Source organism: Tomitella biformata AHU 1821, assembly GCF_000524475.1.
GTDB classification, from domain to species: domain Bacteria; phylum Actinomycetota; class Actinomycetes; order Mycobacteriales; family Mycobacteriaceae; genus Tomitella; species Tomitella biformata.
In genome coordinates this window covers 62,471-86,689 of record NZ_BAVQ01000002.1, presented here as the reverse complement: position 1 = coordinate 86,689, position 24,219 = coordinate 62,471, and the positions used below count along the sequence as shown (strand labels likewise).

The following is a 24,219-nucleotide window of genomic DNA, read 5'->3' as shown; positions in this document are numbered from 1 at the left end:
TGACCGCGCGGGCGGTGAGATGCCGGCGGCTATGGGGAGGGCTGACGCGCCGCTATCCGCCGCCGATCTCGATAGTGCCGTCGAAGACGAACGGCGTGGGTCCGGGCTCGCAACCCTCGAACGACGAGGTGGGCATCGGCCCCATCAGCCCGACATGGCTCGGCTGGCCGTCGATCCCGCGGGTGACCGTGATCTGCACCGCCAGCGCCCCGCTGAGGGAGCCGGTGACCACCGGGGGCACGGTGCTGGCGATCGGATAGATCAGCGATGCGGTGTCGCCGTCGAAGCTAAGGCAGGTGATGGGCCCCGCGACCTCGATGGGCAGCGCGAGACCGCCCAATTCCACGTTCGCGTTATAGGTTCCGGTCGTGTCGCCATTGGCCGCCTTCTGGCCGTCGGCCACGATGTGGAGCACGCTGAAACCGGGCACTGGCTGCAGGCTGCCATCGATGGAGAGGGAATCCGGGCTCGCCGCGGCCGCGGTGGTGGAGGTGGCGATGGCGGCGGTTGCCGCGAACAGCGGAATCGCTGCCGCGACGGCGACCCGCCGGGCCCTCCCGCTGGCGATTCCGTGGAGTCGTGCATGTGGTGAATTCATGGGACTTCCCTTCTGGCTAATTTCTCGTAATCCCAAAGCCTAGGACGATGGGGACGGAACTGCGACCATCGAGCAGGAAGTGGCGCCGCAGTGCATATCGCCTATCGGCGGTATCGCCATGGGAACAAGAACCACAAAGCAATAAATAGCGCCGCGGTGCACACACCGGCGATATTGCCGGCGGAGTTGCCGACGACCAGCGTCACCACCAGGATCACCGAGCCCGTCAAGGCGACACCGAGGTATAGCAGCCCGATCAGGGTGCACCAATGGGCCGCATGCACCACGCGGGCAAGGAGTCGCCGCCGGAACAGCAACCTGTGCATGGAGATCGGGGCGACGAGCAGAATGGTCGCCGTAATCGATGACAGCACCGTGACCAGGTAGACGCCGCGTAGATAGTCGGAGAGTTCCGCGAACCGGGCCTGAAAGGGCAGGGTGAGCAGGAACCCGGTGAGCAGTTGCACGCCGGTCTGGACCACTCGTAGCTCTTGCAGCAGGCTCGACCAGTTGCGATCCAGGTGCTGCGCGGGGGTCTCGTCGCGGACGCGGTCGCTCCAATCGTCGTGCGGCTCTGCGTGGCTTGATGTCATCTAGTGGCGCCGGGACTGGTCGAGGTCGGCCAGAATGACGTTCGCCGCGTTGCGTCCGGGCATCATCGAGACTCCCGGCCCGGGGTGGCTGCCGGCGCCGCACAGATAAAGCCCTCGTGCCGGGCCCCGGTACTGCCCCAGGCTCAGAGTCGGACGCAGCGATCCTTGCTGGTAGAGCGTCATCGCTCCGTGGGTGACCGTCCCGTGCAGCGCGGAGGCCAGATCGGCGGCGAAGTCGAGCGGCGACATGACAGTCATCCCGATGATCTTCTCCTTGAGGTCGGGAACGTGTTGCCGACAGATCTGTTCGATGACCTCTTGTGCGTACGGGATGCGCTGCGCGGGCCAATCTGCCGTGTACGGCACCGTGGTGAGGATCACCTTCAGGGCGGACTTGCCCTTCGGCACGCGACTGGGATCAACGGCCGCCTCGTTGACCACGAAGGCCGACGGCACCGCGGGCAGCTGGCCGGCCCGCACCGCCCGGAATGCCTCGGCGAGGCCGTCCGTGGTCGAGGGCATCAGGTGGGTCTGCGTGGCCGACCCGGCCTCGGAGCCCGCGGCATATGCCACGGGGCCGGAGAGAGCGAGATAGATGCCGAACTGCGATGCGCCGATCTCGTACCTCTTGATGTCTTCGACGATCGAATGATCGAGGTTGGCCTCCCGCAATAGATTCAGGATCAGATGACGCGGATGGATGCTGGACACAATGGTGCCGGCGCGAAGGATCGCTCCGTCGGCGAGCTCCACCCCGGTCGCGACCCCGTCCGGGGCCAGGATCCGCGTCACCACGGCGCCGGTGCGCACCTGTCCGCCAGCGGCCGCGAGGCTGGCAGCCAGGGCTGTCGGCAAGCCGCCCATGCCGCCCTTCACCGCGCGGTTGCCGGCGTCCTGGATTATCGACAGGAACAGGAGGGCGAAGGACGCGCCGCCGGCATCATCGGGTGCGAAGCCGGCGTGGCCCGCGAAATCCGCCATTAGATCGCGCATCTCCTCAGAATCAAAAGTCTCCCCAGCCCAGGAGCGCACCGATTGATATCCGAAACGGGTGCGCTGGAAGCCGCGTGGATCCTGTGCCAGCTCCGCGGAGATGGCCTCGGGTGGGCGCGGCGGGCTCTCTAACTCCCGGCGCAGTCGATCTCTCTCGGAGAGGTATTCGCCGTAGAGCGATCGCCAGGTGTTGGCGTCGCGGGGTGAGAACTTCGCGATGCCGGCGCAGGTGTGGTCTAGGGATGTCCGGATGCTCAGGGAGCGGTTGTCCGAGAAGACCTTGCTGAGCGATACGTCGGGTCGAATGAGCTCGAGGCCGAACCCGGCCAGGTCGAGCTCGTCGGTCGCGGAGGAGAGATTGGCGAGTTGATAGCCGCTGGCGTGGACATCCGTATGGAATCCGGGGAGGACCAGCTCGCGGGTGCTGGTCATCCCGCCGATCGCGGCCGCGGCCTCGACCACGAGCACCTGCAGGCCCGCCCGGGCCAGGTAACACGCGCAGGCTAGGCCGTTGTGCCCCGCGCCCACCACGATCGCGTCATAGTGCGGCATCTAGAACCTCTGATCCCAGTGCGTCCGAGCTAGCCAGTGCAGGTCAAGCGTATGCCGATCGGGTGCGGGGCGGAAGGCCTAGCCGCGGCGGTGACATCCCATGAGATGGGTATTGACCATGCCAGTGGCCTCCATCAACGCGAAACATGTCGTGGGGCCGACAAACCGGAAGCCGAGCGCCTTCAGCTCTTGCGCCATCCGCACGGACGACGGGGTCTGCGCCGGGACATCTAGGGCGGTGCGAGGGTGGAATGCGCCGGGATCGGCGTAGGACCAGAGCAGCGCGTCCAGGCCGCCGTGCGGGCGTAGGCCGAGCACCGCCCGGGCATTGCCGCGGGCCGCGTTGATCTTGGCGCGGTTGCGGATGATCGCGGGCAGCTGCGCGAGGGCCTCGATCTCGTCGTCGGTCAGCGCCGCGACGGTGTCGGGGTCGAAGTCGGCGAACGCGGCGCGGAAGGCGGGGCGTTTGCGCAGCACGGTCAGCCAGGACAACCCCGCCTGGAAGCCCTCGAGGCAGATCCGCTCGAGCAGCGCCTGCTCGCCGTGTACGGACCGGCCCCACTCGGTGTCGTGGTACGCGCGGAGCAGAGGGTCGGCCACAGCCCAGGAACAGCGCAGCACCCCGTCCTCGCACCGCACCGCGCCCGCCGTGGCAGAGGCGATTGTTGGGCTAACCATCGCGCGCCTCCAAGTCCAGGAGCAGCCGCTTGGCATCGGCGCCGCCCGCATAGCCGCCCGTGGAGCCGTCGCTGCGGAGTACCCGGTGGCACGGGATCAGGATCGGCACGGGATTCTTGGCGCACGCGGTGCCCACCGCGCGCACGGCCCGCTCGCTGCCCGCGGCGGCGGCCACCTGCGTGTACGTCGCGGTCTGTCCATAGGGGATCTCGCGCAGGTGGTCGAGCACGGTGCGGCGGAAGCCGTGGGCCAGCCGCAGGTCCAGGGGCAGGGCGAAGTGGTCCCGCGTGTGGGAGAAGTACTCGTCGATCTGCCGGGCGGCGTCGTCGTAACCCTTGTTAGAGCGCAGGATCCGGGAGCCGACGGCGGCCGCCAGCTCGTCGAGCACCCGCTCGTGGTCTTGGGCCTGGAAGGCGAGCCGGATCAGCCCGCGCTCGGTGCCCGCGAGCAGCAGCGGCCCCAGGGGGGAGTCGAGGATGCGGTAGGTGGCATCGGTCAGCTGATGGGACTCCGCGGTGGCGAGCAGCCGCTCGAGCAGTCGTTCCACGGTGGAGGCCTCGGCGGTGTCGGGCCCGGCGGAGCGAAGCTGGGACAGTACTTCTCCGGGGTCGGTGTGGTTGGTGGAGCCAGTCATCGAGCCACCCCTTTCGCGGTGTCGCGGGCTACTTGGTCGAGGATGGCGGGGTCGGTGGTGAGGGTATGTCGGAGGGCGGCGATGCCGTCCGAGCCGGCGCGGCGGGCGGCGGCGGGGGAGTTCCCGATCTTCTCGGCCACCTCCGCATAGGGCAGGCCGATCAGGTGGTGCCACACCACGGCCTGACGCTGGATCATGGTCAGCTTCCCGAGCGCGGACCACAGCTCGGCATGGGTGTCGCCGCGGCCGGGGATGCCGAAGGGGCTCGGGGCGTCCGGAAACTCGTCGCTGGCAATGGGGACCGGGTCCCGGGTCCGCCGGCGCAGGATGTCGATGGCCTTGCGCTGGGCGATGGTGACCAGCCAGGCCTCCACATTGCTGCCTGGCGGCAGGTCCGGATAGGCGCGCAGCGCCGCGAGAAACGTCTCCGACCAGGCGTCCTCCGCATCTACCGGGCCGACGAGGGCGCGGCAGACCCGCAGCACGGTGGCCCCGTGTGCGGTGGCGACGGCCTGGAATGGATGCATGATCACACTAAGTAGACGTGCTGGCGGGCCCAAATGTGAGGCGCCCACGCAAACTCGTCGCGCGCGGCGGCTAGAACAGCATGTTCGCCGCGGGGAGCGCGCCCTCGAGCTCGAGTAGGCGGCGCTTGCGCTCGAGGCCACCGGCGTAGCCGACCAGGGCGCCGTCGCTACCGATTACCCGATGGCACGGCACCATAATGCTCACCGGGTTGCGCCCATTCGCGGCGGCGACGGCACGGATCGCGGCGGGGTTGCCCAAGTCCGCGGACAACTGCGCATAGCTGCGGGTCTGGCCGAAGGGAATCAATCTCAACAGCTCCCAAACCTGGCGTTGGAACTCCGTGCCGCGCAAGATGACTGGCACCGTGAAGGCGGTCCGCTCGCCGGCAAAATACTCGGCGAGTTGGGTGATGGCGGCGTCGAGCCCCGTCTCCACGCGAGGACCCAACGCGGCTGCGGCCGGCGGGTGGGAGTGCTGGGGCAGGTAGAGCCCGCTGAGCACGCCGTCCGTGCTGATCAGGGTCAACTGACCGATTGGCGAGGCCACCAACCGATGCTGGGAGGGCACTAACTCGCGCGCCACACCTGGTAGCCGCCATCGACAGCGGATACGGCGACGGCGCCGAAGGTGTGCGACGAGTCCGGCAGCATGGCCGGAAGCACGAGGTCCACCACCACGGTGCGGCGCTGCACGTCGACGCCGCAGTCCCGGATGATCTGCTGGGCCATTTCGCCGGAGTCAGATCGCGTCGCACCGACGGCGTAGCCGCCTGCGGTGTCCCGATCCGGGAATGCCTCGGCCGACTGGGAGACCGCGGAGCCCATGGCCTGCTCGAGTGCGTCGGGTGGCAGGTCGGACTGCTGGGCCGGGCAACTGGCGGCGGGGCTGGGTTGTGGGGCGGTGGTGGGGCTGGCCTGGGCCACCCCGGTCGTCGCGGTGAGGGACGCCGTGACCCCGATGAGGGTGGGCACCGCGATCCGGATGATTCGTATTGCTGTGGCCTTGCGCATAAATGTCCACTCGTTGAAAACAGGTCTCCTCACCGTAACCGATTCGTTATCAAATCGCAGCCCGAGTGACCCCGCCGGCAAAAAAGGTCCGGGCCCCGAACTATCAACGGAGCCCGGACCTTTCCGGGAGCTACTTGGTGTGCGCGGGGGCGCCGGAGAGGGCGCGGTAGGCGTACGAGACGGCGATTCCCGTGATCGGGAGGGTGACCAGCAGGCCGACGAAGCAGACGAGAATGCCGATGATGTTGATGCCGATGACGGCGAGCGCCAGCAGCAGCAGCGGCCCGACGTTCTTGGAGATCACGCTCCAACTGCTCTTGACGGCGTCAATCGCGGGGAGCTTCTTGTCCACCACGAACTGCATCGCGAAATACGACAGGAACAACACGATGACGCCGGGGATGAAGAGCAGCGCAAAACCGATCGTGGTCAGCACTCCCACAATCAGTCCGGTCAGCAGGATCATGCCGATATTGGGGAGCTGGAAGAAGGCTCCGAAGCCGGGCTTCCGGCCGTCGACCTCATCCAGGGCGCCGCGGACCATTGCGGCCTGGAAGATCCAGCCGACAATGAGGGTGAGCAGCATGAAGAGGACGTAACGGGCGCCGAAGCTCGTATTGATCTCGGTGGTGCCATCGGAGAAGCTCGTGGTGGAGAAGCTGCCGCCGCCGAGCAGGGACAGCACACCGGAGACCACGGCGGTGAGGAGGACGATGCCGATCCAGGGGAGGGCGTTGTCCTTGAACCGCGACCAGCCGAAGCCGAGGGCGTCGCCGACGTTCAACGTCGGGCCGGCAGCGGGGTAGTCGCCGAACCCGCCAGCGGGCGGGGGCGGGTAATTGCCAAACGGGGGTTGAGTCATCGTGTCCTCGGTAGTTATGCACTTCCAGAGTGAAGTGATGGCAGATTCACCTTAGCGGTGGAATTGCGCGATTGAGCGGAGATCCGGGCCGTGTGGACCACAATTTTCATGGGAATGTGACTTGTATCATGGGTGGGAATGTGCGAGCCGTCGACGGAGAGTGGATGTAGATGACCCAAGAGTTCCTAATCCAGGGCGAGCAGGTGCGCCTCCCCGTGCAGGTTCGGGACGCGGAGACGCACATGGCGATGTTCTCGGTGCCAATCGCCAAGGCCCAGTCCGTGATCGACTATTCGGGCTTGGACATCCTCGCGATTCGGCCGGGCCGCGCGGTCTGCGCGCTGATGTTCATCGAGTACAAGGACGGGGATCTTAAGCAGTACTTGGAGTTCGCCGTCGGGTTCATGATCCGGCCGCCCGGGTCCGAACAGTCGGGTGCTGTCGGCTCTGGCGCCCTGGGGGATGCCCGACGCCTGCTGACGGGCAACACCGGCGTGTTCGTGCATCGGCTGCCCGTCACCGAGGAGTTCACCTTGGAGGCCGGCCGCACTATTTGGGGCTTTCCGAAGCGACTGGGGGACATCAAGATTCAGCGATCCGCTGCGTCCACACGCGGCATCGTGCACCTCGACGGGCAGCTGGTCGCGGATTTGCGCGTCGCGCACGGGGTGAAGGTGCCCGGCGCGGGAATCTCCTCCGCGCTGGACACCTACTCCCATCTTGACGGGGTCACGCGGCGAATTCCCTGGCAGCTCAACGCCTCTGACACCCGGTTGCGGCCCGGCGGGGCGCACCTGATGCTGGGCTCGCATCCGTGGACGGACGAGTTGCGGCACTTGGGGCTACCGCATTCGGCGATGTTCAGCAGCAGCATCGGTCACATGCGGATGACGTTCGAGGAGGCTGCGATCGTGGCGGCGGGAGCCGGATGAGCGCCGCCCAGATGATCCACGCACGGGGGCTCGCTCGCACATTCCGCAAGCGCAAGCAAGAGGTCCGGGCGGTGGACGGCGTGGACCTGGACGTGGCGCGCGGCGAGATCGTCGGATTCCTCGGGCCCAATGGCGCGGGCAAGACGACGACCCTGCGGATGCTGACCACCCTGATCGAGCCGAGCGAGGGCACCGCGACGGTGGCCGGCTGCGATCTGCGGGCCGACCCCATCGGTGTGCGCAGGCGCATCGGCTATGTGCCGCAATCGGGTTCGACGTACCAGGAGGCGCGGGCAGGTGAGGAGATCGTCGACCACGCGCTGATGTACGGGATGGACAAGGCGGCGGCGATCAGCCACGGGCGCGAGCTGTTCGAGACCCTCGACCTGGAGGGGATGTGGAAGCGTCAGCCGAAATCGATGTCCGGCGGGCAACGACGGCGCCTCGATATCGCGATGGGCCTGATCCACCGCCCCGAGCTGGTCTTCCTCGACGAGCCGACGACGGGCCTGGACCCGCAGGCCCGCGCGAACCTATGGGAGCACATCTCCGCGCTGCGCACCGAACGTGACACGACGGTGTTCCTCACCACGCACTATCTGGACGAGGCGGACGCGCTGTGCGACCGGATCCTCGTGATCGACCACGGCCGCATCGTCGCCGAGGGGACGCCCGACGCGTTGAAGGCGGGCGTGGGCGGCGACGTGATCGAGGTGGAGCTCGCGGATGAGGCCACCGCGGCCCAGGTCCGCTCGATGATCGAGGGCATTGCCGGCGCCGAGCTCACCGAGGCGGACGGGCGGCACGCGCGCGGCCGAGTCCCCAACTCTGGCACCGCGATGATGGAGCTGGTCCGCGGGCTCGACGCCGCGGCGATCACCCCGGTCGGCATCCAATCGCGCCGGCCCAGCCTCGACGACGTCTTCCTCACGCTGACCGGACGTTCGCTGCGCGACGACAACACACACAACGGCGGGGCACACGAGAACGGAGCGCGGTGATGGAGCACATCCAGACCACCAACACCCTGGTCCGCGACACGTTGACGGTCTTCCGCCGCTCGATGCGCCTGTCCGTGCGCAACCCGGCCTGGGTGGTGATCGGGCTCTCGCAGCCGGTGCTCTACGTGCTGCTGTTCGGCCCGCTGCTCAAGCCCCTTGCCAGCCAGCTCGGCACCGGCAACGCCTATCAGCTCTTCGTCCCGGGGATCCTGGTGCAGCTGGCCATGTTCGGCGCGCTGTTCGTGGGCTTCGGGCTGATCGCCGAGTACCGCGCGGGGGTCATCGAGTCACAGCGGGTGACGCCGGCCCCCCGGCTGGCGCTGCTGCTAGGCCGCGTCTTGCGCGACGTGGTGGTGCTGGTGGTGCAGGCGATCGTGCTCACGCTTGTCGCGATCCCGCTCGGGCTACGGGCACCGGTGCTGGGGGTGATCCTCACGATCATCATCGTCGCGCTGCTGGGCTTCACGTTCGCCGCGATCTCCTATGGGCTGGCGCTCACGCTCAAGAGCGAGGATGCGTTCGCGCCGCTGCTCAATGCCTTCGTGATCCCCGCGCTGCTGCTCTCCGGGATCCTGCTGCCGATGACGCTGGCACCGAGATGGCTGCAGTGGGTGAGTGATATCAACCCGCTCAAGCACGTGGTCGACGGCGTCCGCGCCTTCTTCAACGGCGAGTACACCTCGGCGGCCGCCTGGTGGGGTGTCGGGCTGACCATCGCGATGGCGGTGCTGGCCGCCTGGTTCGGCGCGCGGCGATTCAAAAAGGAGGCGGGATAGCCGAGCACGTTCTAAAGTGAGAGCTGGGATTTTCAGATCAGGCACGTCGATGAGAGGACAACGGAATGCTTAAAGGCTTTAAGGGTTTTCTGATGCAGGGCGAGGTCATCATCATCGCCGTCGGCCTGGTCGTCGCGACCGCGTTCAGCACGCTGGTCAAGGCGTTCACGGACTCGGTGATCAATCCGATCATCGCGGCGGCCGGCGGGGCGGACAGCCCGGGTCTGGGTGTGCAGCTGCGGGACGAAGACCCGTCGACGTTCATCGACTTCGGCACGTTCATCTCCGCCATCATCTACTTCATCATCTTCATGGCGGTCATCTACTTCGTGCTGATCGTGCCGTATCGCGCCTTCGAGGCGCGCCGTGGCAACGAGGTCTTCGGCGATCCGGCCCCCACCAAGGCCTGCCCGGACTGCCTCTCCAGCGACCTGCCTATGGGCGCCACCAAGTGCATGCACTGCGGATCGGCTGTCGCCGTAGCTTGATCGAGAAGGACTGAAGGCGGGCCCTAGTTTGGGCCCGCCTTCAGTGCTGTCTTGCCAGCTTTTGTCGGCCTAGCGCAGGGGATCATCCACCCGCGGCGGTGCCTCCGCGGGCTCCGGTGGCTCAGGGCGGCGACGCATGGCGATCACGGCCGCGGCCGCGCTGGCAACCAGGGCGGACAGCAGGACCGCGGAGGTGATCTTGGCGGCCTTGCACCCGCGGTCAGATGTGCGGCATCGGGCGCGCTGGGAGGGGCAGAGGGTGAATTTCATGCTTCCAGCGTGGCACAGGGCCCGACGTGCGGCCACCGAGCCCGTCAGGTCTGCGGGTATGCCGGCACCCCGTGTTGCCCGCCCAGGGTGGCGAGTTCCTCGCGGTGGCGCTGGAAGTAGACGCCGGCGCCGATGACGGCGGCTGCGCCGACAAGGAGGGCGACGGTGCGCGCGCGATGTGGGCGGCCGGCCGATAGGGCCTCGTGGGCAGATGTGGTCATGGAATCCGAGCCTAACCACATCTAGGTGGCGGTGTCGCAACACAGAGAAGGCCGCTAATGGCACCATGGTGGCGTGACTTCCTCAATTGCGACAGCAACCGCGACCCTGCACACCAACCGTGGCGACATCAAGATCGCCCTCTTCGGCAATCATGCGCCCGAGACGGTGGCCAACTTCATCGGCCTCGCCGACGGCTCCAAGGACTACAGCACCAAGAACGCGTCGGGCTCCGAGTCCGGCCCGTTCTACGATGGCGCCGTTTTCCACCGCATCATCGCCAACTTCATGATCCAGGGCGGTGACCCCACCGGCACCGGCCGCGGCGGCCCCGGCTACAACTTCAAGGACGAGTTCCACCCGGAGCTGCAGTTCGACCGTGAGTACCTGCTGGCCATGGCCAACGCCGGCCCGGGCACCAACGGCTCGCAGTTCTTCATCACCACGGCCAAGACGCCGCACCTGAACCGCAAGCACACCATCTTCGGTGAGGTGCTGGACGCGGACTCGCGCACCATCGTCGACGCCATCGGCACCACCGCGGTGGACCGCCAGGACCGTCCGACCGACGAGGTCAAGATCAACTCCATCACCATCGAGCAGGTCTAGTACGTGAACGCTCCCGGCTGGGGACATCAACAGCATCCCCAGCCGGGATGCGTTCGCCACCCTGATAGACCCACGGGCCTGTCCTGCGCGCGGTGCGGGCGGCCTGCCTGCCCGGACTGCCTGCGCCCGGCGCCCGTCGGCTTCCACTGCGTCGACTGCGTCGCCCAGGACCAGCGCGGCCACGCGCAGGCGGTGACCGCGGCCGGTGTGCCGCAGCGGACGGCCGCCAAGACGCCCTTCGCGGGCATCCCCATCGTCACCTACACGCTGATCGTGCTGAACGTGCTGGCCTATGTGGTCACCGCGGCGCAGTCCTCCAGCATCCTCGACAACCATCGCGGCTCAGACTTCTTCAACCGTCTGGTCCTGGTCCCGGGCATGGTCGCCAACGGCGATGTGATCCGGTTGATCGGCAGCGGCTTCCTCCACTACGGCCTCATCCATCTGGCCGTGAACATGTACGCGCTCTATGTCGTGGGCATTGCCTGCGAGAACGCGCTCGGCCGGATCCGATACAGCGCCGTGTATCTCCTGGCGCTGCTCGGCGGCTCGGCGGCCGTGATGTTCGGCGCGGTCAACTCGCAGACCGCCGGCGCCTCGGGTGCGGTGTTCGGCCTGTTCGGCGCGATCCTGATCATTCTGCTGCGCCTCAAACGCAACGCCAACATGATCATTGGCGTGATCGTGCTCAACGTGATCATCTCGGTCACCGTGCCCGGCATCTCGTGGCTGGGCCACGCCGGCGGCCTCGTCGCGGGCAGCGTCGCCGTCGCGGGCATCATCTACGCGCCCCAGCTCATGCAGCTCATCGGCCGCAAACGCCCCACCGTCGCGCACATCGCCCAATTGGGCTTCGGCATCCTCGCCGCCGTCCTGGTGGTGGAGGTGGCGCTGATCGCGCTACGAGTAGTCGGCCTCCGTGAGCAGTACGGGCCGGTGCTGGCGACCCTGCACTTCTAGCGCAGGGTCTGCCGGCTACTTCGTGAGCACCCCTGTATCCCAGAGTTGTGCGGCCACGTCGTCGTCAACCTGGAACTCTGCGAGCAGTGCCTCGGTGTCGGCGCCCCGCGCGCGGGGGCCGAAGCGGACGGATCCCGGCGATTCGGACAACTTCACGGGGATGCCAACACCCCGGTAGCCATCTAGCTCCACGACCATGTCGCGGTGCCGCACCTGCGGCATATTCAATGCCTCCCCGACATCGTTGACGGCGCCCGAGGGCACTCCGGCCGCTCGCAGGGCATCGGCGAGATCATCACGTTGCCAGCGCGAGACGAGGTCACCGAGGATCTTGCGCAACTCGGCGGAGTGCGCCAATCGGTCTGAGTTGGTGATGAACCGGCCATCGTCGAGAAGATCATCCGCATCGAGGGCGGCGACGAGAGAGCGGAACTGGCGGTCATTGCCAGTGCCGATGAAAAACGGCCCGTCGGCGCAGTAGAAGGTCTCGTACGGGCAAATGGTGGGGTGCGCCACCCCAGTTCGCTCTGGAGGCATACCGGTGGCGAACCATTTCCCGGCGTGCGGATGCAAGATCGACACGGCGTTGTCGAGCAATGCGAGATCTACGAGTTGGCCACGCCCCGTCTTTTCGCGAACATGCACCGCCATGAGGATGCCATTCATCGCATTGAGGCTGGTGATGATGTCCACCAAGGGGATTCCGATGCGCATGGCCTGGCCGTCGGCCTCGCCATTGATGCTCATCAGGCCTGACATGGCCTGCATGATGGCGTCGTAGCCGGGCGCGCCGCCAAGCGGGCCGGTGACCCCGTAGCCGGTGATCCGGCAGTGGATAAGGCGGGGGAACTCCGTGGCGATCACCTCGTCGCTCAGGCCCCACCTCTCGAGCGTGCCAGCCTTGAAGTTCTCAACGAGCACGTCGGCCTCTGCCAGCATGGTGCGAAGTAGCTTCTGGCCGGCTTCCATACGCAGGTCGATGCTGATGTTCCGCTTGTTCCGGTTGAGGCCGTCGAAGTAGGCGCTGTGTCCGGGCTTGACAAACGGTGGGCCCCACTCCCGGGTCTCATCACCGGCGGGCGGCTCGACCTTGATGACGTCCGCGCCGTGATCCGACAACATCTGTGCGCACAGCGGCCCGGCGAGCACGCGCGACAGATCGACAATCCTGAGGTCGGTGAGCGCCCCGGAGCGTGGTGGCAATGCTTGCGCGGTTGATGATTCGGACGCGGAGGTGGTCATGGCTGCACTTTCTGTTCGTGTTCGGAGTGATTCTGCGGTCATGGTCGGCGGGGAGCCGAGGAGCTATCGGCTGGCAGCGCGAGCTGCAACCTTCCCCAGTTCTGCGACAGGTTTTCGCCGCAGTGAAAGAGTGGTCGACACAGCGGATGCTGCGGTGAGTGCGCCGGATACTAGAAAGACGCTCCCTGCCCCGGCGAACCCCGCGACGGCGCCTGTGCCGAGCGGGATCACCACCTGGGCGGCCCGGTTTCCGGTGAGTCGAAGGGACAAGGCTGCGGCCCGGTCGGCGGCAGGCGCGGCGGTGATTACCCAGTTCATGGTGACGGGCTGGTTCATCCCCCAGAAGTAGCCGACGAGTGCCAGGCAGAAGCCCATCACGTAGACATTCTGGGAGATACCGACGAGCAGGACCGCCGGCGCGGTGATCGCCGGCGAGGCGATCAGGATCGCAGTTTGCGACCAGCGGCGAAGGGCCCAGGGCATGGTGGCTCGGGAGATCATGGAGAACACCGATCGAAGCGCCACCAGAAGCGCGATGACCATCGGGCTCAGGCCGGCGGCCTCGCCGATGACAGGAAGATACGCGGTGATCAGGTCGATCCCGGTGATGACAATGAGGGCCGCGAAGATGGCGGGGACCATGCCAGAACGTCGTAACAGGGCGGGCATCGTCGCCACATCTGGCCGGCCGGACTGTCGAAGGGAAGCGTTGGAACGCGGTAGTGAGAGTACGAGGGGGATAGCGAGCGCGATCGCAACTCCCATGACGAAAAGCGCGACGTTGGTGTTGACGATGTCGCCATCGCGCCCGGCCTGTAGAAGAGCGCCCATGGCCGGAGTGCCCACCGACTGGCCGACGGACACGGCAAGCGTGAACATCGCAAACCCATTGACGTGCCGGCCAGGCTCTGTGAGCTCCATGATGAAGCCCTGAGCGCCAATCATCGTCAGGACCTGGCCCAGTCCAAGGGCCGTGTTCGCGATAGCGAGGATGGCGATCGTTGTGGACAGAGTTGCGAGGCCGACGGCGGCCATCGACAAAATTGTGCCGGCGGCAAGGACTCCCCAGCTGCCCTTTCGGTCCACCAGCCGGCCGAAGTAGAGCGCAAGGAGCATCGGCAACACAGAGAACATCGCGGTCACTACGCCGACGGAGACACCGTCGCCGCCTAGCGCAAGCACCCGGTACGAGACCGCCAACCGCACAGCGTCATACGCGCCGTTGATGAGCACGGCGGCGATGAATAGCCGGGCGAGCGGCGGGACCATAAGGCGGTTCTCTACTTCCGGCGGGAGGCTGGCGGACTCAGACTGTGGCTACGGCCTTGAGATAGGCGGCGGCGGCATTGTCGATGGGGGTTCCTTCCACGACCATTCGCCATGCGCCGTCCATGCCGTTGGCCACGGCAGTGTGCGTGAGGAACGATTCCCAGAATGCGGCCGATCCGAACTCGCCGCGCCACTGCAACACGGGCAGTGTGAGTCGGTGCAGGGTGTGTTCATGCGTGGTGCCGATCGCGCCATGCACCTGGTGGGTGTTTCGGACGGCAACCGCGATGGCTTGGGACACGACACTGCGGGCCACGGCTATCTGGAACTCGGAGAGTTCCCCGGTGAGGTCGTTGGCGATGGCTCCCGCCAGCGCGGTGTCGACGGCGGCGCGCGCGAGAACGGACTCGGCGGCGACGTCGACCACCAGGTTCTGAACCGATTGGAATTTTGCGAGCGCTCGGCCGAACTGATTGCGGGCGACGCTGTGCTCGATCGCCGAGGCCAGCATCCCCTCCATCGCACCCACGCACTGCAGAGCGCGAACAAGGGCACCGCGCAGGACATGAGCGTTGACCGCGTCGGCGTCCACGGGTGTCCATTCGACGTCCTTGGCAACGCTCACCGTGCCGATTGGCACGGCGGAGAGGCCCTCGCCGGGCACGATGCTGAGGTCCTCGGTCTTGATGTCAGCGAGTTCGTAGCCTTGTCCAGCCTTCCGCACGCACGTGATGGTCGTGGTGCTGCCGGCCCATGGGACCTCGAACGCGGTGCCATCGCTATCGAGCAGCGCGACGGTGGCGGTGGAATCCGACGAGTCATCCACACCGGCCGCCCGGCGGAGCGGCCCGGCGAGCAGGTCCGTCTCCGCATAGGGGACGGCGACACCGGCAGCGGCCGCGGTGCGCAGCAGTGCCGCGGCCTCGGCCCAGCCTGCCCCGCTGCCCCCGGACAGTTCAGAGGCAGTGAGCCGGGCGAGTCCCACCTCTGTGAGCGCTGACCACACCGCATTGGGGGCGGGGTCGGCGGTGGGGCCGGAGAACACGGCCAGGACTTGCGTCATCATCTGCTGGAGGTCGGCATCGACCGTGAGGTCGGCCGTATTGGTCGCGGTGGTCATCAGCGCATCCCCAGTCCCCGCGCGATCACGCCGCGCAGAATTTCGTTGGTGCCGCCACGGAGCGTGAAGCCCGGGCGCTGGTGGAGGCCGGCGCGGAGCAGGCCCTTGATCTCCGATAGCGAGGCGGATCCGCCGGCTGCCGGCCGCACGTTGTCGCCGAGTTGTGTTGACACAGCGTCCACGAGGTCGCCCTCCGTGGTTGTGCCGAGCAATTTCACTAGCGCGGCGGCCGTGTCGGCTGGCTCGCCCCGCTGCAGCGCGCCGGCGACGTTCTGGCTCAGGTTGTGCAGGCTGGCCATTCTGGCGACGGAGCGGCCAAGGTCTGAGCGTTCCGGCAGGGTCCCGGCGGAGATTGCGGCGATCTCGGCGGCGAATAGGCGGAACGATGAGAGGAACCGCTCCGGGCCGCTGCGCTCAAAGGCAAGCTCGGAGTTGACTTGCTCCCAACCGTTTCCAAGCTGACCGAAAACCATCTCGTCCGGGACGAAGACGCTCTCGAGGACCACTTCATTGAAGTGATGGTCTCCGGACAGAGAGATGATGGGCCGGATTGTGACGCCCTCGCCGCGGAGATCGACGATGAACTGGCTCAGCCCGGCGTGTCTGTGGGATGGGTCGAGCGGCTCTGTCCGCGCGAGTGCGATGAACGCCTCCGCGTGTTGGGCCCCGGAGGTCCAGACCTTGGTGCCGGTCACACGCCAGCCGCTGTCCACCTTGATGCCCTTGGTCCGGACACTGGCGAGGTCGGAGCCAGAGTCCGGTTCGCTCATTCCGATGCCAAAGCAGCATTCGCCCGCCGCAATGCGGGGCAGGTACTTCTCCTTTTGCTCCTCCGTGCCGTAGCTCAGGAGCGATGGCGCGATCTGCCTGTCGGCAACCCACTGGGCGGCGACGGGTGCGCCCACCGACAGCAGTTCCTCAGTGACGACGAAGCGCTCGAGGTGCGTGCCGCCGCCTCCGCCGTACTTGGTGGGGATGGTGATGCCGACCCAGCCGCGCTCCGCGAGTCGGCGTGTGAACTCTTCATCCCAGCGAGTGAGCCACGTATCGATCCACGGGGTGAGGTGGCCGGTGGCGATCTCGTCGGCAAGGAAGGCGCGAACCTTGGCGCGCAACGCGTTCATCTCGTCGGTCGCCACTGTGGTCCGTGGCGCGAGGGTGGAACTCATGGGTGCTCCTGGTGAAGGCGGATGGGAAGTAGATGGGTAAATCCGGGGCTCTGATCGACTATTCCCGATCACTTATGATTACGCAATACCGGAACCTATTACCTACATAGGTAGGTAGGGGTCTTGCTAACCTGATCGCATGACAGACGCGATAGATCACGGAGCCGGCCCTCCGAACGGCAAAGGCACTGGCATAGCCCCCGCAGAGAAGGTCGCTGAGCGTCCGCGCCATCGGATGGTCGATCGCGTTGCCGCCATGATGGAGCTCGTCGCCCGTTCCGGCACTGGGCTCACCTTGACGTCGATCGCCAAGTCGCTGAATGCGCCAGTCAGCTCGGTCCAGGGCCTGCTCAATGGACTGGTGGCAGTGGGATACCTCGACGAGCGCGACCTCATCTACACGCTCGGCACCGCGCCCTACCTGCTTAATGTGCTTGCGGGACGCCCGCCGGTGACTTCGATCAGTCACGAGCAGCTGGAGCAGGTCCACACCGAGACCGGGTTGACAACCGCGCTGTCCACCGCGGTGGGAGACAACCTCTTCTATATTGATCACGTCTCCTCTGACCCGCATTTCGCATACCTTGCCGAGAACCGGCTACGACGGTCCCTGCTCCGGACATCGGCGGGATGGCTCCTGCTCGCGGACCGCGAACGCCGCGATATCTGGTCCTATCTCAACTCTCGCCCCGCCGAGGACGCGGAGTTTGCCGAGCAGTTCCTCCGATCGCTGGATGAACTCCGCGAGACCGGCGTTTGCGTCGCCCCGACGGTCGCTGTGGATAGCGGTGATGGAGTCTCCGTGGCGCTACGTGAACGAGGGCGAACCATCGCCACCGTTGGTGTCATCGGTTGGGCAGGTGTGATCAGCGAACGCCGTGATGAGCTCACCGAGATATGCATTCGGCACGCCCAAGCGTGGGGATTCCGCTGACACGGCCGGAATGGGCACCAGGGCTTGGCGATGTCGCGCCAAGCCCCGCCGTCCGGCTTACCGCCCGATGTAGTTGCCGGCTCTCTTCTCACTGAAAGCGGCGAGCGCCTCCCGGTGGTCCTCTGTGTGATGGGCGAGGGATTGCATCGCGGCGGACAATTCGAGCACCGACTCCAGCGACTGTTGCTGCGACTCCCGCAGCAGCTTCTTCGACATCCGCACGGCGTGCGGCGGGTTCTTTGCCACGCGCGCGGCAAGCGCCGTCGCGGCGTCGAGCAGTTCCTCCGGCTCGACAACCTGATTCACCAGGCCCCATTCGAGGGCGCTCTCCGCGGACACCCGGTCGCCGGTCAGCGCCATTTCGGCCGCCCGCGCTGGTCCGATCGCCTTCGTCAGCAGCCAAGCGCCACCGTCGCCGGGGACGATGCCAAGTTGCACAAAGCTCTCGGCGAAGAACGCCTTCGTCGACGCCACCCTCATATCGCACATCAATGCCAGATCGCAGCCGGCGCCGACCGCGGGGCCGTTCACTGCGGCGACCACGGGCACCTCGCAGTGGTACAGCGCGCGGGGAATTCGCTGGATGCCGTGACGGTAGCCATCCCGCAACTGGTACGGCGTACCGCCGAACATGCCTTCCCTGTCGACCATATGTTTGACGTTCCCACCGGCAGAGAAGGCCTTGCCGGATCCGGTGAGGACGACCGCACGGACATCCGGGTCAGCGTTGACAATCGCGATCTGTTCGCACAGCGCCTCGATCATGGCTGCGTCGGAGATGGGATTGCGGGTGTCCGGAAGGTTCAGCGTCCACGTCTCCACGTGGTTATCGCGGTGGACGAGGAGGGGGGCGGAGTCATTCATTGCGCAGTTCCTGTTCATGGTTGTCGGGACGTTGGATAGGGCACGAGAAGCTGGGTGAACTAGCTACGCCGTTCCGGGAATCCACAGCACGATCTCGGGGAATATAAGGAAGGTCAGTGCAACGAGGAGCATCGTCACGACATAGGGGGCGGCGCCGCGGAACACTTCCTCGACACGTTGGCCCGCCGCCTTGGCGACAACGAAGACATTAAGTCCCATGGGGGGAGTGACCATGCCCACTTCGGCCAGGAGGACGACGAAGATCCCGAACCAGATTGGGTCATAGCCAAGGTCCAGAACCAAGGGGAGCACCACGGGCACCGTGAGGGCGATGATGGCGATTTGGTCCATAAAGAACCCCAGAACCACATAGATCAGGGCAATCGCCAACATGACCACGAAGGCCGGGACAGCCAATGAGCCAACCCAACTCACAATCGACACCGTAACTCGAGTCTCAGTGAGGAAGTGTCCAAAGATGTGGGCGCCCACGATGATCGCGAAGATCATCGCCGTTGTTTTCACCGTCTCCACAAGAACTCTTCCGACGGCGACCAGAGTGAACCGACGCTTGGCGACGACGAGGAGCAGTGCGGATAGGCAGCCCAGCGCTGCGGCCTCGGTGGGCGTGGCAACCCCGATGTAGATGGATCCGACGACCGCGACGAACACCAAGATGAGGGGCGAGGCGGTCATCACCGCGTGGCCCTTTTCCTGCCACGACGCCCGCATGCCCACCGGCACTGATTGCGGGTTGCGGGCCATCGTCACATACAGCGTCACGATGAGTGCGGCGGCGATAATGATGCCGGGAAGGAAGCCGGCGATGAGCTGGTCCCCCACGCTTACCTCAGCGGTGATGGCATAGAACACCAGGATGATGGATGGCGGGATCATGGCGGCGAGCGTGCCGACGACGGCGACCATGCCGCTCGCGGTCTTGGGGCTATAGCCCTCGTCGATCATTTTGACAGTGGTGGTCTGGGCCAAGGTGGCAGCTGACGCTGTCGACGATCCTGAGACGGCGGCAAATGCGGTGCCAGCCGCCACCGAAGCGACGGCGGTGCCCCCTCGGACCCGGCCGACCATGGCCCTGGCGGCGCCGAACAATGAGTCCAGCAGTCCCGACAGCATGAGTAACTGCGCCATCAGGATGAATAGCGGCACGGCGGAGAGAGAGTAACTCATAATTGAGGTCGCCGGCGCAGTCTGCATGACGCCATCCACAATTGGCAGACCGCCGATGAGGAAGAGCCCTACAATGCCAGCCCCGATGATGGCGAACGATACGGGAACGCGGATAAGGATGAGGAGGAGAAGTAGTGCGACAATTCCGAGTGCGAGCATGTCAGTGTCCCTCCGGGATTTCGCCGGCTTCGTAGTCGGTGACGACGTCCTTCAGCGGAGCTGTGAGCTCGCGAAAGAGGTCGATTGCGACCACGATGAGTCCAAGGATTGCCGCTACGGGGATGATCGATTTCCACCACCATGTGGGCCATGACAGATCTGCCATGCCGGGCGGCGGAGCTTCATCGGTGATGAATGAGAAATTGGCTGCGCGGGTTCCGGAGTAGATGAAGAATACGAGCCCCAGGATAATGACGATGTACGCCACGATCAATAACATCTTGCGCGCAATAACCGGGGTCTTCTCGAAGATGGATGTGACCGCGACGTGAGCGCCAGAACGGTACGCGGTCACTGTGCCGAAGAACGCAATGGCCATCATCAAGTATTGCTCTACGAAGCCGACGTTCCAGCCGAGCGGAGTGCTGAAGAGCACGCGGGCCACAACCTCTGCGACAGTCAGCAAGGCGATCAGAACCACGGCGATGCCGGAGATCGCCGCGCAGAACGCGGATATTCCGTTTTGGAATCGGTCGAGCCGTGGGTGATCCGGGGTTAGGTATCCGAAGGTGGTTCGCTGGCCCGCTCCGCGCCCCTCGGCGTGGACGATTGTCTCGAGGACTTGCGTGCTCACTGGTCCATCCCTCCGTGCTGGTCCTCTGCACGTGCGAGTGCGTCGGAGAATTCGTCGAGAACCTGCTGGGCGGGTAGCCCCATGCTCTCCAGGTCCCGGGTCCACTCCTGCTGCACCGTCCCGTAGATCGCGGCCCAGGCCGCACGGTCCGTGTCCTTCACCTCAGACATCTGCACTCCGGCCTCGCGCATCGCCACCTTTGATGTCTCCATCGCCTGGTTGATTTCGACGCAGACTGCGCTCTGGGCGGCATCGGACGCTTTTGTCATCAATGCCCGTTGCCCGTCAGTCATGCTTAGCCACTCGGAGTGGGACATGGAGTAGGTGGCGGTAAATGAACCCAACTGGGCACCGTCTGTGGAGTACCGCAACACCTCCTCGAGTTTGTAGGGAGTGACGCTGAGGGGGCTGGCAAGGGTTCCTTCGACAGTGCCTCGGGAGATCGACTCGTACAGGTCGCCGAGGGGCATCGATACGCCTGCGGCGCCAGCCACATCGACCACGCGGTCGGCTGCGCCACCGGTCGAGCGCATGATCTTGCCGTGGAGGTCTGCGACGGACTCGATGGGGAAGTCGCCGCTCATCGCCTCGTAGCCGGGGATGAATGCGACCCACAGGGGGTGAATGTCCTGGCGCAGGAGTTCTGCCTCGAAGAGTGTGCTGCCGGGTTGCATGATCTCGCGGACCGCATCGGCCCCAGCGCATGAATCCTGGGTGAAGCCGGGGAGATCGCCGACATTGGACAGCGGCAGCTGGGTTCCGACATACGCGGGCGAGACTGCGGCGATTTGCGCGACGCCCGTGCGGAGGAGCGCGGGCATGTCGCGTTGCTTTCCGAGTTGGCCGGATGCGAAGTGCTCAATCTGAAGGTTGGCTACGGGGCCCTCTGTCTCGAGGATGTCCAGGAAGACTTTTGTGCCACTGCGACCGATGGGGTGGGTTGCGGCGAAGCTGTCGGCGACCTTGAGGACGGTGTCGCCATCGGCGTTAGTTGTTGTGGCGGTACAGCCTGCGATTGCCGTGACCGATCCGACGAGGAGGGCGGAGACCCCGGCCTTCAGTAGCTTCCCGCGGGGACGAACGCGAGAGCGGTTGCGACCCCGGACGCTGGCGTGTGGTGGGGAGTCGCCACTCTCGGAGGGCGTATCGGTCATCTCGAATCCTTAACTAGGGAAGAGTATACGCATATGCGGAACTGAGGAATGACAGTACTAAGTGATCGGAGTCACGTCAATGTGTGCGTGCAGGAAAGCAGAAAGCCGCCGGTAGGGGCTTTGGCCGGAACGCGCCGCTGTGCGTGTCCGAGGCATAGTCGTGCCACGCGGGCCTTGCTTGGGGTCCATCGGCCGAGGATGCGGATCCTTGGAGAACACCGCAGGGAGCAGTGGGGCAACGCCGCGCCGCGATCGTGGCACGGCGTTGCGAGCGGGCCGAGGCTAGAGGGCTTTGGGGGCCGGCGGCACCATGCCGGCCTCAGCCAGCACGGTGAAGACGCGGTCGGGGTTCATCCCCAGATCCCAGCGGGTGAGCAGGAGGAGCTTCTCCTCGGGCTCGCGGACGTCGATCTCGAGGATCGGCACGCGGCGGCCCATGCGCGGGTACTTCACGACGCGCAATCGGTATATCTGGCTCGCGTCGTACTCGTGGCTGCTGAATAGCGTGCGGACAGCGATACGCGGCCGCGCGCCGGGCAGGAGCGCCAGCCGGGGCCGGACAATGAAGCCCGTCACGGCGATCACCGCGAGGATGACTGCCGCGAGGCCTAGCAGGAACCACCCGATGGGGTCGTTGCCGACGCCGACCGTGGCGATCGCCATGACGACGGCGCCCACTCCGGCGGCGACCACGCTCGCCATCTTCGGCGCCCATTCGGTGGAGTTTGGGGAGTTTGGGGAGTTATCCACCGCAGTTCCACAACCTGTCCACAGACTTTGGGGAGTTATGCACAGGGGTTATGCACACTGTGCATAAGTTACACCCATGTAATTTCGCTCCCTGTGGACACACACCTAGCGCCAATTCATGGTCATAAGCAGGCCGGAGACCATGAATCCGAACCCGATCAGGTAGTTCCAGGCACCGATGTTGTCCATCCATGTGAGCCAGCTCGCGGAACCCGCCAGATACATCACGACGAGCCACAACAGGCCGAATATCATCAGTCCGAGCATGATCGAGACATAGAGGGTGCTCGAGGGGCCGCCGGAGACCTTCACCGGAGTCCGATTGTTCGCGGTGGCCGCGGCGGCCGTCTTCTTCTTGCGGACCTTGGACTTTGGCATGACATCCTCACTGGCTCATGTGGTTGCGGGGTCGATCGCCGCCGCGCGGTGTTGATGAGTGGAAAAGCAGACACTCCTACACACACGCTAACCTAACTGTGGCCAGCCAGACATCTTCGGCCAGCTTTCCCGCGCGTAGAGAGGGGTCCGCGATCGCGAACGCAGATGGCCCCAGGAAGCGACCGCCGCGACCGAATTGGCGGTGGGCTGTTCCCGTCATCTTCCTGGCGATGGGTTTGCTGTTGTCGGTGACGTATGCGACCTCGCAGGGGCGCGAGTTGCGCACCGCGGACTCCGCGCGGCTCTCCGACCTGGTTCGGCAGGCCCAACTCGGGGTCGAGCAGGCGGAGAGCACGCTAGACGGGCTGCGGGGCGATATCGACGGCGCGCAGCAGCAGGCCGCCGGAGCGGACGCGGGCGTCGCCGGGCTGCTGTCGCAGGCTGGCGGATACCAGGTGGCGGGGACACTGACCGAGGTCTCCGGGCCGGGGCTCACCGTCACCCTCACCGACGCCGTCCGCGACGACTTCGGCGACTACCCGGCCGGGGCCACCCCGAACGATCTTGTGGTGCACCAGCAGGACGTGCAGGCCGTGCTCAACGCGCTGTGGGCAGGCGGGGCGACGGCTATCCAAATGCAGGACCAGCGGATCGACGCGATGACGGCACCGCGCTGCATCGGCAACACCCTGCTGCTCGGCGGCCGGACCTATAGCCCGCCTTATACGATGCGCGCAATCGGTCCGATCGACGAGATGAAGGCCGCGCTCGAGGCGCAGCCGGGCGTGCAGGTCTACCGGCAATACGCGGCGCGCTACGGGCTCGGCTACCAGGTGGAGGCCGCGCAGAACCTGACCGTGGCCGCGAGCACCGCGTCCCCGCGGCTGCAGTTCGCGACTGTCCCCCACAGCTGACGATGGCGCTGGCCAAGGGTCTGCCTGCGGCGCTGGGTAAAGTTGCCGGCATGCGCATCCTCGTGATCGACAACTACGACAGCTTCGTGTTCAACCTGGTCCAGTACTTGGGCCAGCTTGGGGTCGACGCGCAGGTGTGGCGCAATGACGACGAGCGGCTGCAGGATCTGCCGGCGGCGATCGCGGACTTCGACGGCGTGTTGATCAGCCCCGGTCCCGGCACCCCAGATCGCGCCGGCGCCAGCATGGACCTGATCCGCCTGTGCGCGGAGCTATCGAAGCCGCTGCTGGGCGTGTGCCTGGGCCATCAGGCGATCGGCGCGGTGTTCGGCGCCGTCGTCGAGCGGGCCCCGGAGTTGCGGCACGGCAAGACCAGCCCCGTCACCCACGACGGCACCGGCGTACTCGCCGGGCTGTCCAACCCGTTCACGGCCACGCGCTATCACTCGCTGACGGTCCGGGAGGACACGATCCCGGCCGAGCTGCTGGTGACCGCCCACACTGACACCGGCGTCGTGATGGCCATGCGCCATGCCGAGCTGCCAATCCAGGGCGTGCAGTTCCACCCGGAGTCGGTCCTCACCGAGGGCGGGCACCGGATGCTGGCGAACTGGCTGGCCACCTGCGGGACCGTCATCAACCCGGTCCTGGTGGATCGGCTCGAGGCGGAGATGGCCGCGACGGTGCAGTCCACCCTGCGCTAGGCCCGCCCCCCGCCTCCGCTCCCGCCCCACCGACGAG

30 protein-coding genes are annotated in these 24,219 nt (G+C 66.0%); 9 read left to right on the top strand and 21 right to left on the bottom strand.

Features of this window, described 5'->3' with window-relative positions; all coding sequences use genetic code 11:
- Positions 1 to 52: 52 nt before the first annotated feature.
- The 9 genes from TBIF_RS00625 to TBIF_RS00585 form a co-directional block, all read right to left on the bottom strand.
- Positions 53 to 598 carry a hypothetical protein gene (locus TBIF_RS00625; protein WP_024792951.1) on the bottom strand — a complete coding sequence of 182 codons (546 nt, stop codon included), beginning with the start codon at positions 596 to 598 and terminating at the stop codon, positions 53 to 55.
- Positions 599 to 699: 101 nt separating this feature from the next.
- Positions 700 to 1,191 (bottom strand): DUF6328 family protein, encoded by a 492-nt coding sequence (locus TBIF_RS00620; protein WP_024792950.1) that lies wholly within the window; start codon positions 1,189 to 1,191, stop codon positions 700 to 702.
- The gene (locus TBIF_RS00615; protein ID WP_024792949.1) at positions 1,192 to 2,736 is read right to left on the bottom strand and encodes a phytoene desaturase family protein; all 1,545 of its coding nucleotides are present in this window, start codon (positions 2,734 to 2,736) and stop codon (positions 1,192 to 1,194) included.
- Positions 2,737 to 2,814: 78 nt separating this feature from the next.
- Positions 2,815 to 3,414, bottom strand: coding sequence for a DNA-3-methyladenine glycosylase I (locus TBIF_RS22505; RefSeq protein WP_038169248.1), 600 nt, complete (start codon positions 3,412 to 3,414; stop codon positions 2,815 to 2,817).
- Positions 3,407 to 4,048, bottom strand: a complete 642-nt coding sequence (locus TBIF_RS00605) for a methylated-DNA--[protein]-cysteine S-methyltransferase (RefSeq protein WP_024792948.1) — start codon at positions 4,046 to 4,048, stop codon at positions 3,407 to 3,409. The genes TBIF_RS22505 and TBIF_RS00605 overlap by 8 nt, the downstream gene beginning before the upstream one ends.
- Entirely contained in the window at positions 4,045 to 4,581 is a 537-nt protein-coding gene (locus TBIF_RS00600) for an RNA polymerase sigma factor (RefSeq protein WP_024792947.1), read from the bottom strand. The genes TBIF_RS00605 and TBIF_RS00600 overlap by 4 nt, the downstream gene beginning before the upstream one ends.
- Before the next feature lie 64 nt (positions 4,582 to 4,645).
- Positions 4,646 to 5,122, bottom strand: coding sequence for a methylated-DNA--[protein]-cysteine S-methyltransferase (locus TBIF_RS00595; protein ID WP_235174405.1), 477 nt, complete (start codon positions 5,120 to 5,122; stop codon positions 4,646 to 4,648).
- 20 nt (positions 5,123 to 5,142) lie between these two features.
- A complete protein-coding gene (locus TBIF_RS00590; protein WP_024792945.1) occupies positions 5,143 to 5,586 on the bottom strand; it encodes a hypothetical protein in 444 nt (147 codons plus the stop codon).
- 130 nt (positions 5,587 to 5,716) lie between these two features.
- Positions 5,717 to 6,448: a DUF2189 domain-containing protein gene (locus TBIF_RS00585; protein WP_024792944.1), complete on the bottom strand. Its 732-nt coding sequence runs from the start codon at positions 6,446 to 6,448 to the stop codon at positions 5,717 to 5,719.
- Positions 6,449 to 6,618: 170 nt separating this feature from the next.
- Here TBIF_RS00585 and TBIF_RS00580 point away from each other — a divergent pair, with 170 nt between their 5' ends.
- The 4 genes from TBIF_RS00580 (at position 6,619) to TBIF_RS00565 (ending at position 9,645) form a co-directional block, all read left to right on the top strand.
- On the top strand, positions 6,619 to 7,380 hold the full coding sequence (locus TBIF_RS00580; RefSeq protein ID WP_024792943.1) for an acetoacetate decarboxylase family protein: 762 nt from the start codon (positions 6,619 to 6,621) through the stop codon (positions 7,378 to 7,380).
- 11 nt (positions 7,381 to 7,391) lie between these two features.
- Positions 7,392 to 8,381, top strand: coding sequence for a daunorubicin resistance protein DrrA family ABC transporter ATP-binding protein (locus TBIF_RS00575; protein WP_024792942.1), 990 nt, complete (start codon positions 7,392 to 7,394; stop codon positions 8,379 to 8,381).
- A complete protein-coding gene (locus TBIF_RS00570) occupies positions 8,381 to 9,157 on the top strand; it encodes an ABC transporter permease (RefSeq protein ID WP_024792941.1) in 777 nt (258 codons plus the stop codon). The genes TBIF_RS00575 and TBIF_RS00570 overlap by 1 nt, the downstream gene beginning before the upstream one ends.
- A 65-nt stretch (positions 9,158 to 9,222) precedes the next feature.
- Positions 9,223 to 9,645, top strand: a complete 423-nt coding sequence (locus tag TBIF_RS00565; protein WP_024792940.1) for a large conductance mechanosensitive channel protein MscL — start codon at positions 9,223 to 9,225, stop codon at positions 9,643 to 9,645.
- Positions 9,646 to 9,714: 69 nt separating this feature from the next.
- Here the strand turns inward: TBIF_RS00565 and TBIF_RS00560 are convergent, their stop codons facing one another.
- Positions 9,715 to 9,915, bottom strand: coding sequence for a hypothetical protein (locus TBIF_RS00560; RefSeq protein WP_024792939.1), 201 nt, complete (start codon positions 9,913 to 9,915; stop codon positions 9,715 to 9,717).
- A 44-nt stretch (positions 9,916 to 9,959) separates the two neighbouring features.
- Entirely contained in the window at positions 9,960 to 10,136 is a 177-nt protein-coding gene (locus TBIF_RS25560) for a hypothetical protein (RefSeq protein WP_158506298.1), read from the bottom strand.
- A gap of 73 nt (positions 10,137 to 10,209) precedes the next feature.
- Between TBIF_RS25560 and TBIF_RS00550 the strand changes: the two genes are divergently transcribed.
- On the top strand, positions 10,210 to 10,743 hold the full coding sequence (locus TBIF_RS00550; protein ID WP_024792938.1) for a peptidylprolyl isomerase: 534 nt from the start codon (positions 10,210 to 10,212) through the stop codon (positions 10,741 to 10,743).
- A gap of 3 nt (positions 10,744 to 10,746) precedes the next feature.
- Positions 10,747 to 11,703, top strand: coding sequence for a rhomboid family intramembrane serine protease (locus TBIF_RS22500; RefSeq protein WP_038169245.1), 957 nt, complete (start codon positions 10,747 to 10,749; stop codon positions 11,701 to 11,703).
- A 15-nt stretch (positions 11,704 to 11,718) separates the two neighbouring features.
- On the opposite strand, the gene TBIF_RS00540 is transcribed toward TBIF_RS22500, so the two are convergent.
- The 4 genes from TBIF_RS00540 to TBIF_RS00525 form a co-directional block, all read right to left on the bottom strand.
- Entirely contained in the window at positions 11,719 to 12,945 is a 1,227-nt protein-coding gene (locus TBIF_RS00540; RefSeq protein WP_024792936.1) for a CaiB/BaiF CoA transferase family protein, read from the bottom strand.
- Positions 12,946 to 13,008: 63 nt separating this feature from the next.
- Positions 13,009 to 14,214 carry an MFS transporter gene (locus tag TBIF_RS00535; RefSeq protein ID WP_024792935.1) on the bottom strand — a complete coding sequence of 402 codons (1,206 nt, stop codon included), beginning with the start codon at positions 14,212 to 14,214 and terminating at the stop codon, positions 13,009 to 13,011.
- A gap of 37 nt (positions 14,215 to 14,251) precedes the next feature.
- On the bottom strand, positions 14,252 to 15,334 hold the full coding sequence (locus tag TBIF_RS00530) for an acyl-CoA dehydrogenase family protein (protein WP_024792934.1): 1,083 nt from the start codon (positions 15,332 to 15,334) through the stop codon (positions 14,252 to 14,254).
- Positions 15,334 to 16,503: an acyl-CoA dehydrogenase family protein gene (locus TBIF_RS00525; RefSeq protein ID WP_024792933.1), complete on the bottom strand. Its 1,170-nt coding sequence runs from the start codon at positions 16,501 to 16,503 to the stop codon at positions 15,334 to 15,336. The genes TBIF_RS00530 and TBIF_RS00525 overlap by 1 nt, the downstream gene beginning before the upstream one ends.
- Before the next feature lie 235 nt (positions 16,504 to 16,738).
- Here TBIF_RS00525 and TBIF_RS00520 point away from each other — a divergent pair, with 235 nt between their 5' ends.
- Positions 16,739 to 17,437, top strand: a complete 699-nt coding sequence (locus tag TBIF_RS00520) for an IclR family transcriptional regulator domain-containing protein (protein WP_024792932.1) — start codon at positions 16,739 to 16,741, stop codon at positions 17,435 to 17,437.
- Between the two features lie 57 nt (positions 17,438 to 17,494).
- On the opposite strand, the gene TBIF_RS00515 is transcribed toward TBIF_RS00520, so the two are convergent.
- The 6 genes from TBIF_RS00515 to crgA form a co-directional block, all read right to left on the bottom strand.
- Entirely contained in the window at positions 17,495 to 18,301 is an 807-nt protein-coding gene (locus tag TBIF_RS00515; protein WP_024792931.1) for a crotonase/enoyl-CoA hydratase family protein, read from the bottom strand.
- A gap of 63 nt (positions 18,302 to 18,364) precedes the next feature.
- Complete coding sequence (locus tag TBIF_RS00510; RefSeq protein WP_024792930.1) at positions 18,365 to 19,648, bottom strand: TRAP transporter large permease; 1,284 nt, start codon at positions 19,646 to 19,648, stop codon at positions 18,365 to 18,367.
- Between the two features lies 1 nt (position 19,649).
- Positions 19,650 to 20,282, bottom strand: a complete 633-nt coding sequence (locus TBIF_RS00505; protein WP_024792929.1) for a TRAP transporter small permease — start codon at positions 20,280 to 20,282, stop codon at positions 19,650 to 19,652.
- Positions 20,279 to 21,436, bottom strand: a complete 1,158-nt coding sequence (locus TBIF_RS00500) for a TRAP transporter substrate-binding protein (RefSeq protein WP_024792928.1) — start codon at positions 21,434 to 21,436, stop codon at positions 20,279 to 20,281. Before TBIF_RS00500 ends, TBIF_RS00505 begins: the two co-directional genes overlap by 4 nt.
- A gap of 282 nt (positions 21,437 to 21,718) precedes the next feature.
- A complete protein-coding gene (locus TBIF_RS00495) occupies positions 21,719 to 22,186 on the bottom strand; it encodes a PH domain-containing protein (protein ID WP_024792927.1) in 468 nt (155 codons plus the stop codon).
- A gap of 105 nt (positions 22,187 to 22,291) precedes the next feature.
- Positions 22,292 to 22,564 carry a cell division protein CrgA gene (crgA, locus tag TBIF_RS00490; RefSeq protein ID WP_024792926.1) on the bottom strand — a complete coding sequence of 91 codons (273 nt, stop codon included), beginning with the start codon at positions 22,562 to 22,564 and terminating at the stop codon, positions 22,292 to 22,294.
- 230 nt (positions 22,565 to 22,794) lie between these two features.
- Here crgA and TBIF_RS00485 point away from each other — a divergent pair, with 230 nt between their 5' ends.
- Together TBIF_RS00485 and TBIF_RS00480 are read left to right on the top strand one after the other, a co-directional pair.
- Entirely contained in the window at positions 22,795 to 23,478 is a 684-nt protein-coding gene (locus TBIF_RS00485; RefSeq protein ID WP_084611461.1) for a DUF881 domain-containing protein, read from the top strand.
- Positions 23,479 to 23,528: 50 nt separating this feature from the next.
- A complete protein-coding gene (locus TBIF_RS00480) occupies positions 23,529 to 24,182 on the top strand; it encodes an aminodeoxychorismate/anthranilate synthase component II (protein WP_024792924.1) in 654 nt (217 codons plus the stop codon).
- Positions 24,183 to 24,219 lie beyond the last annotated feature (37 nt).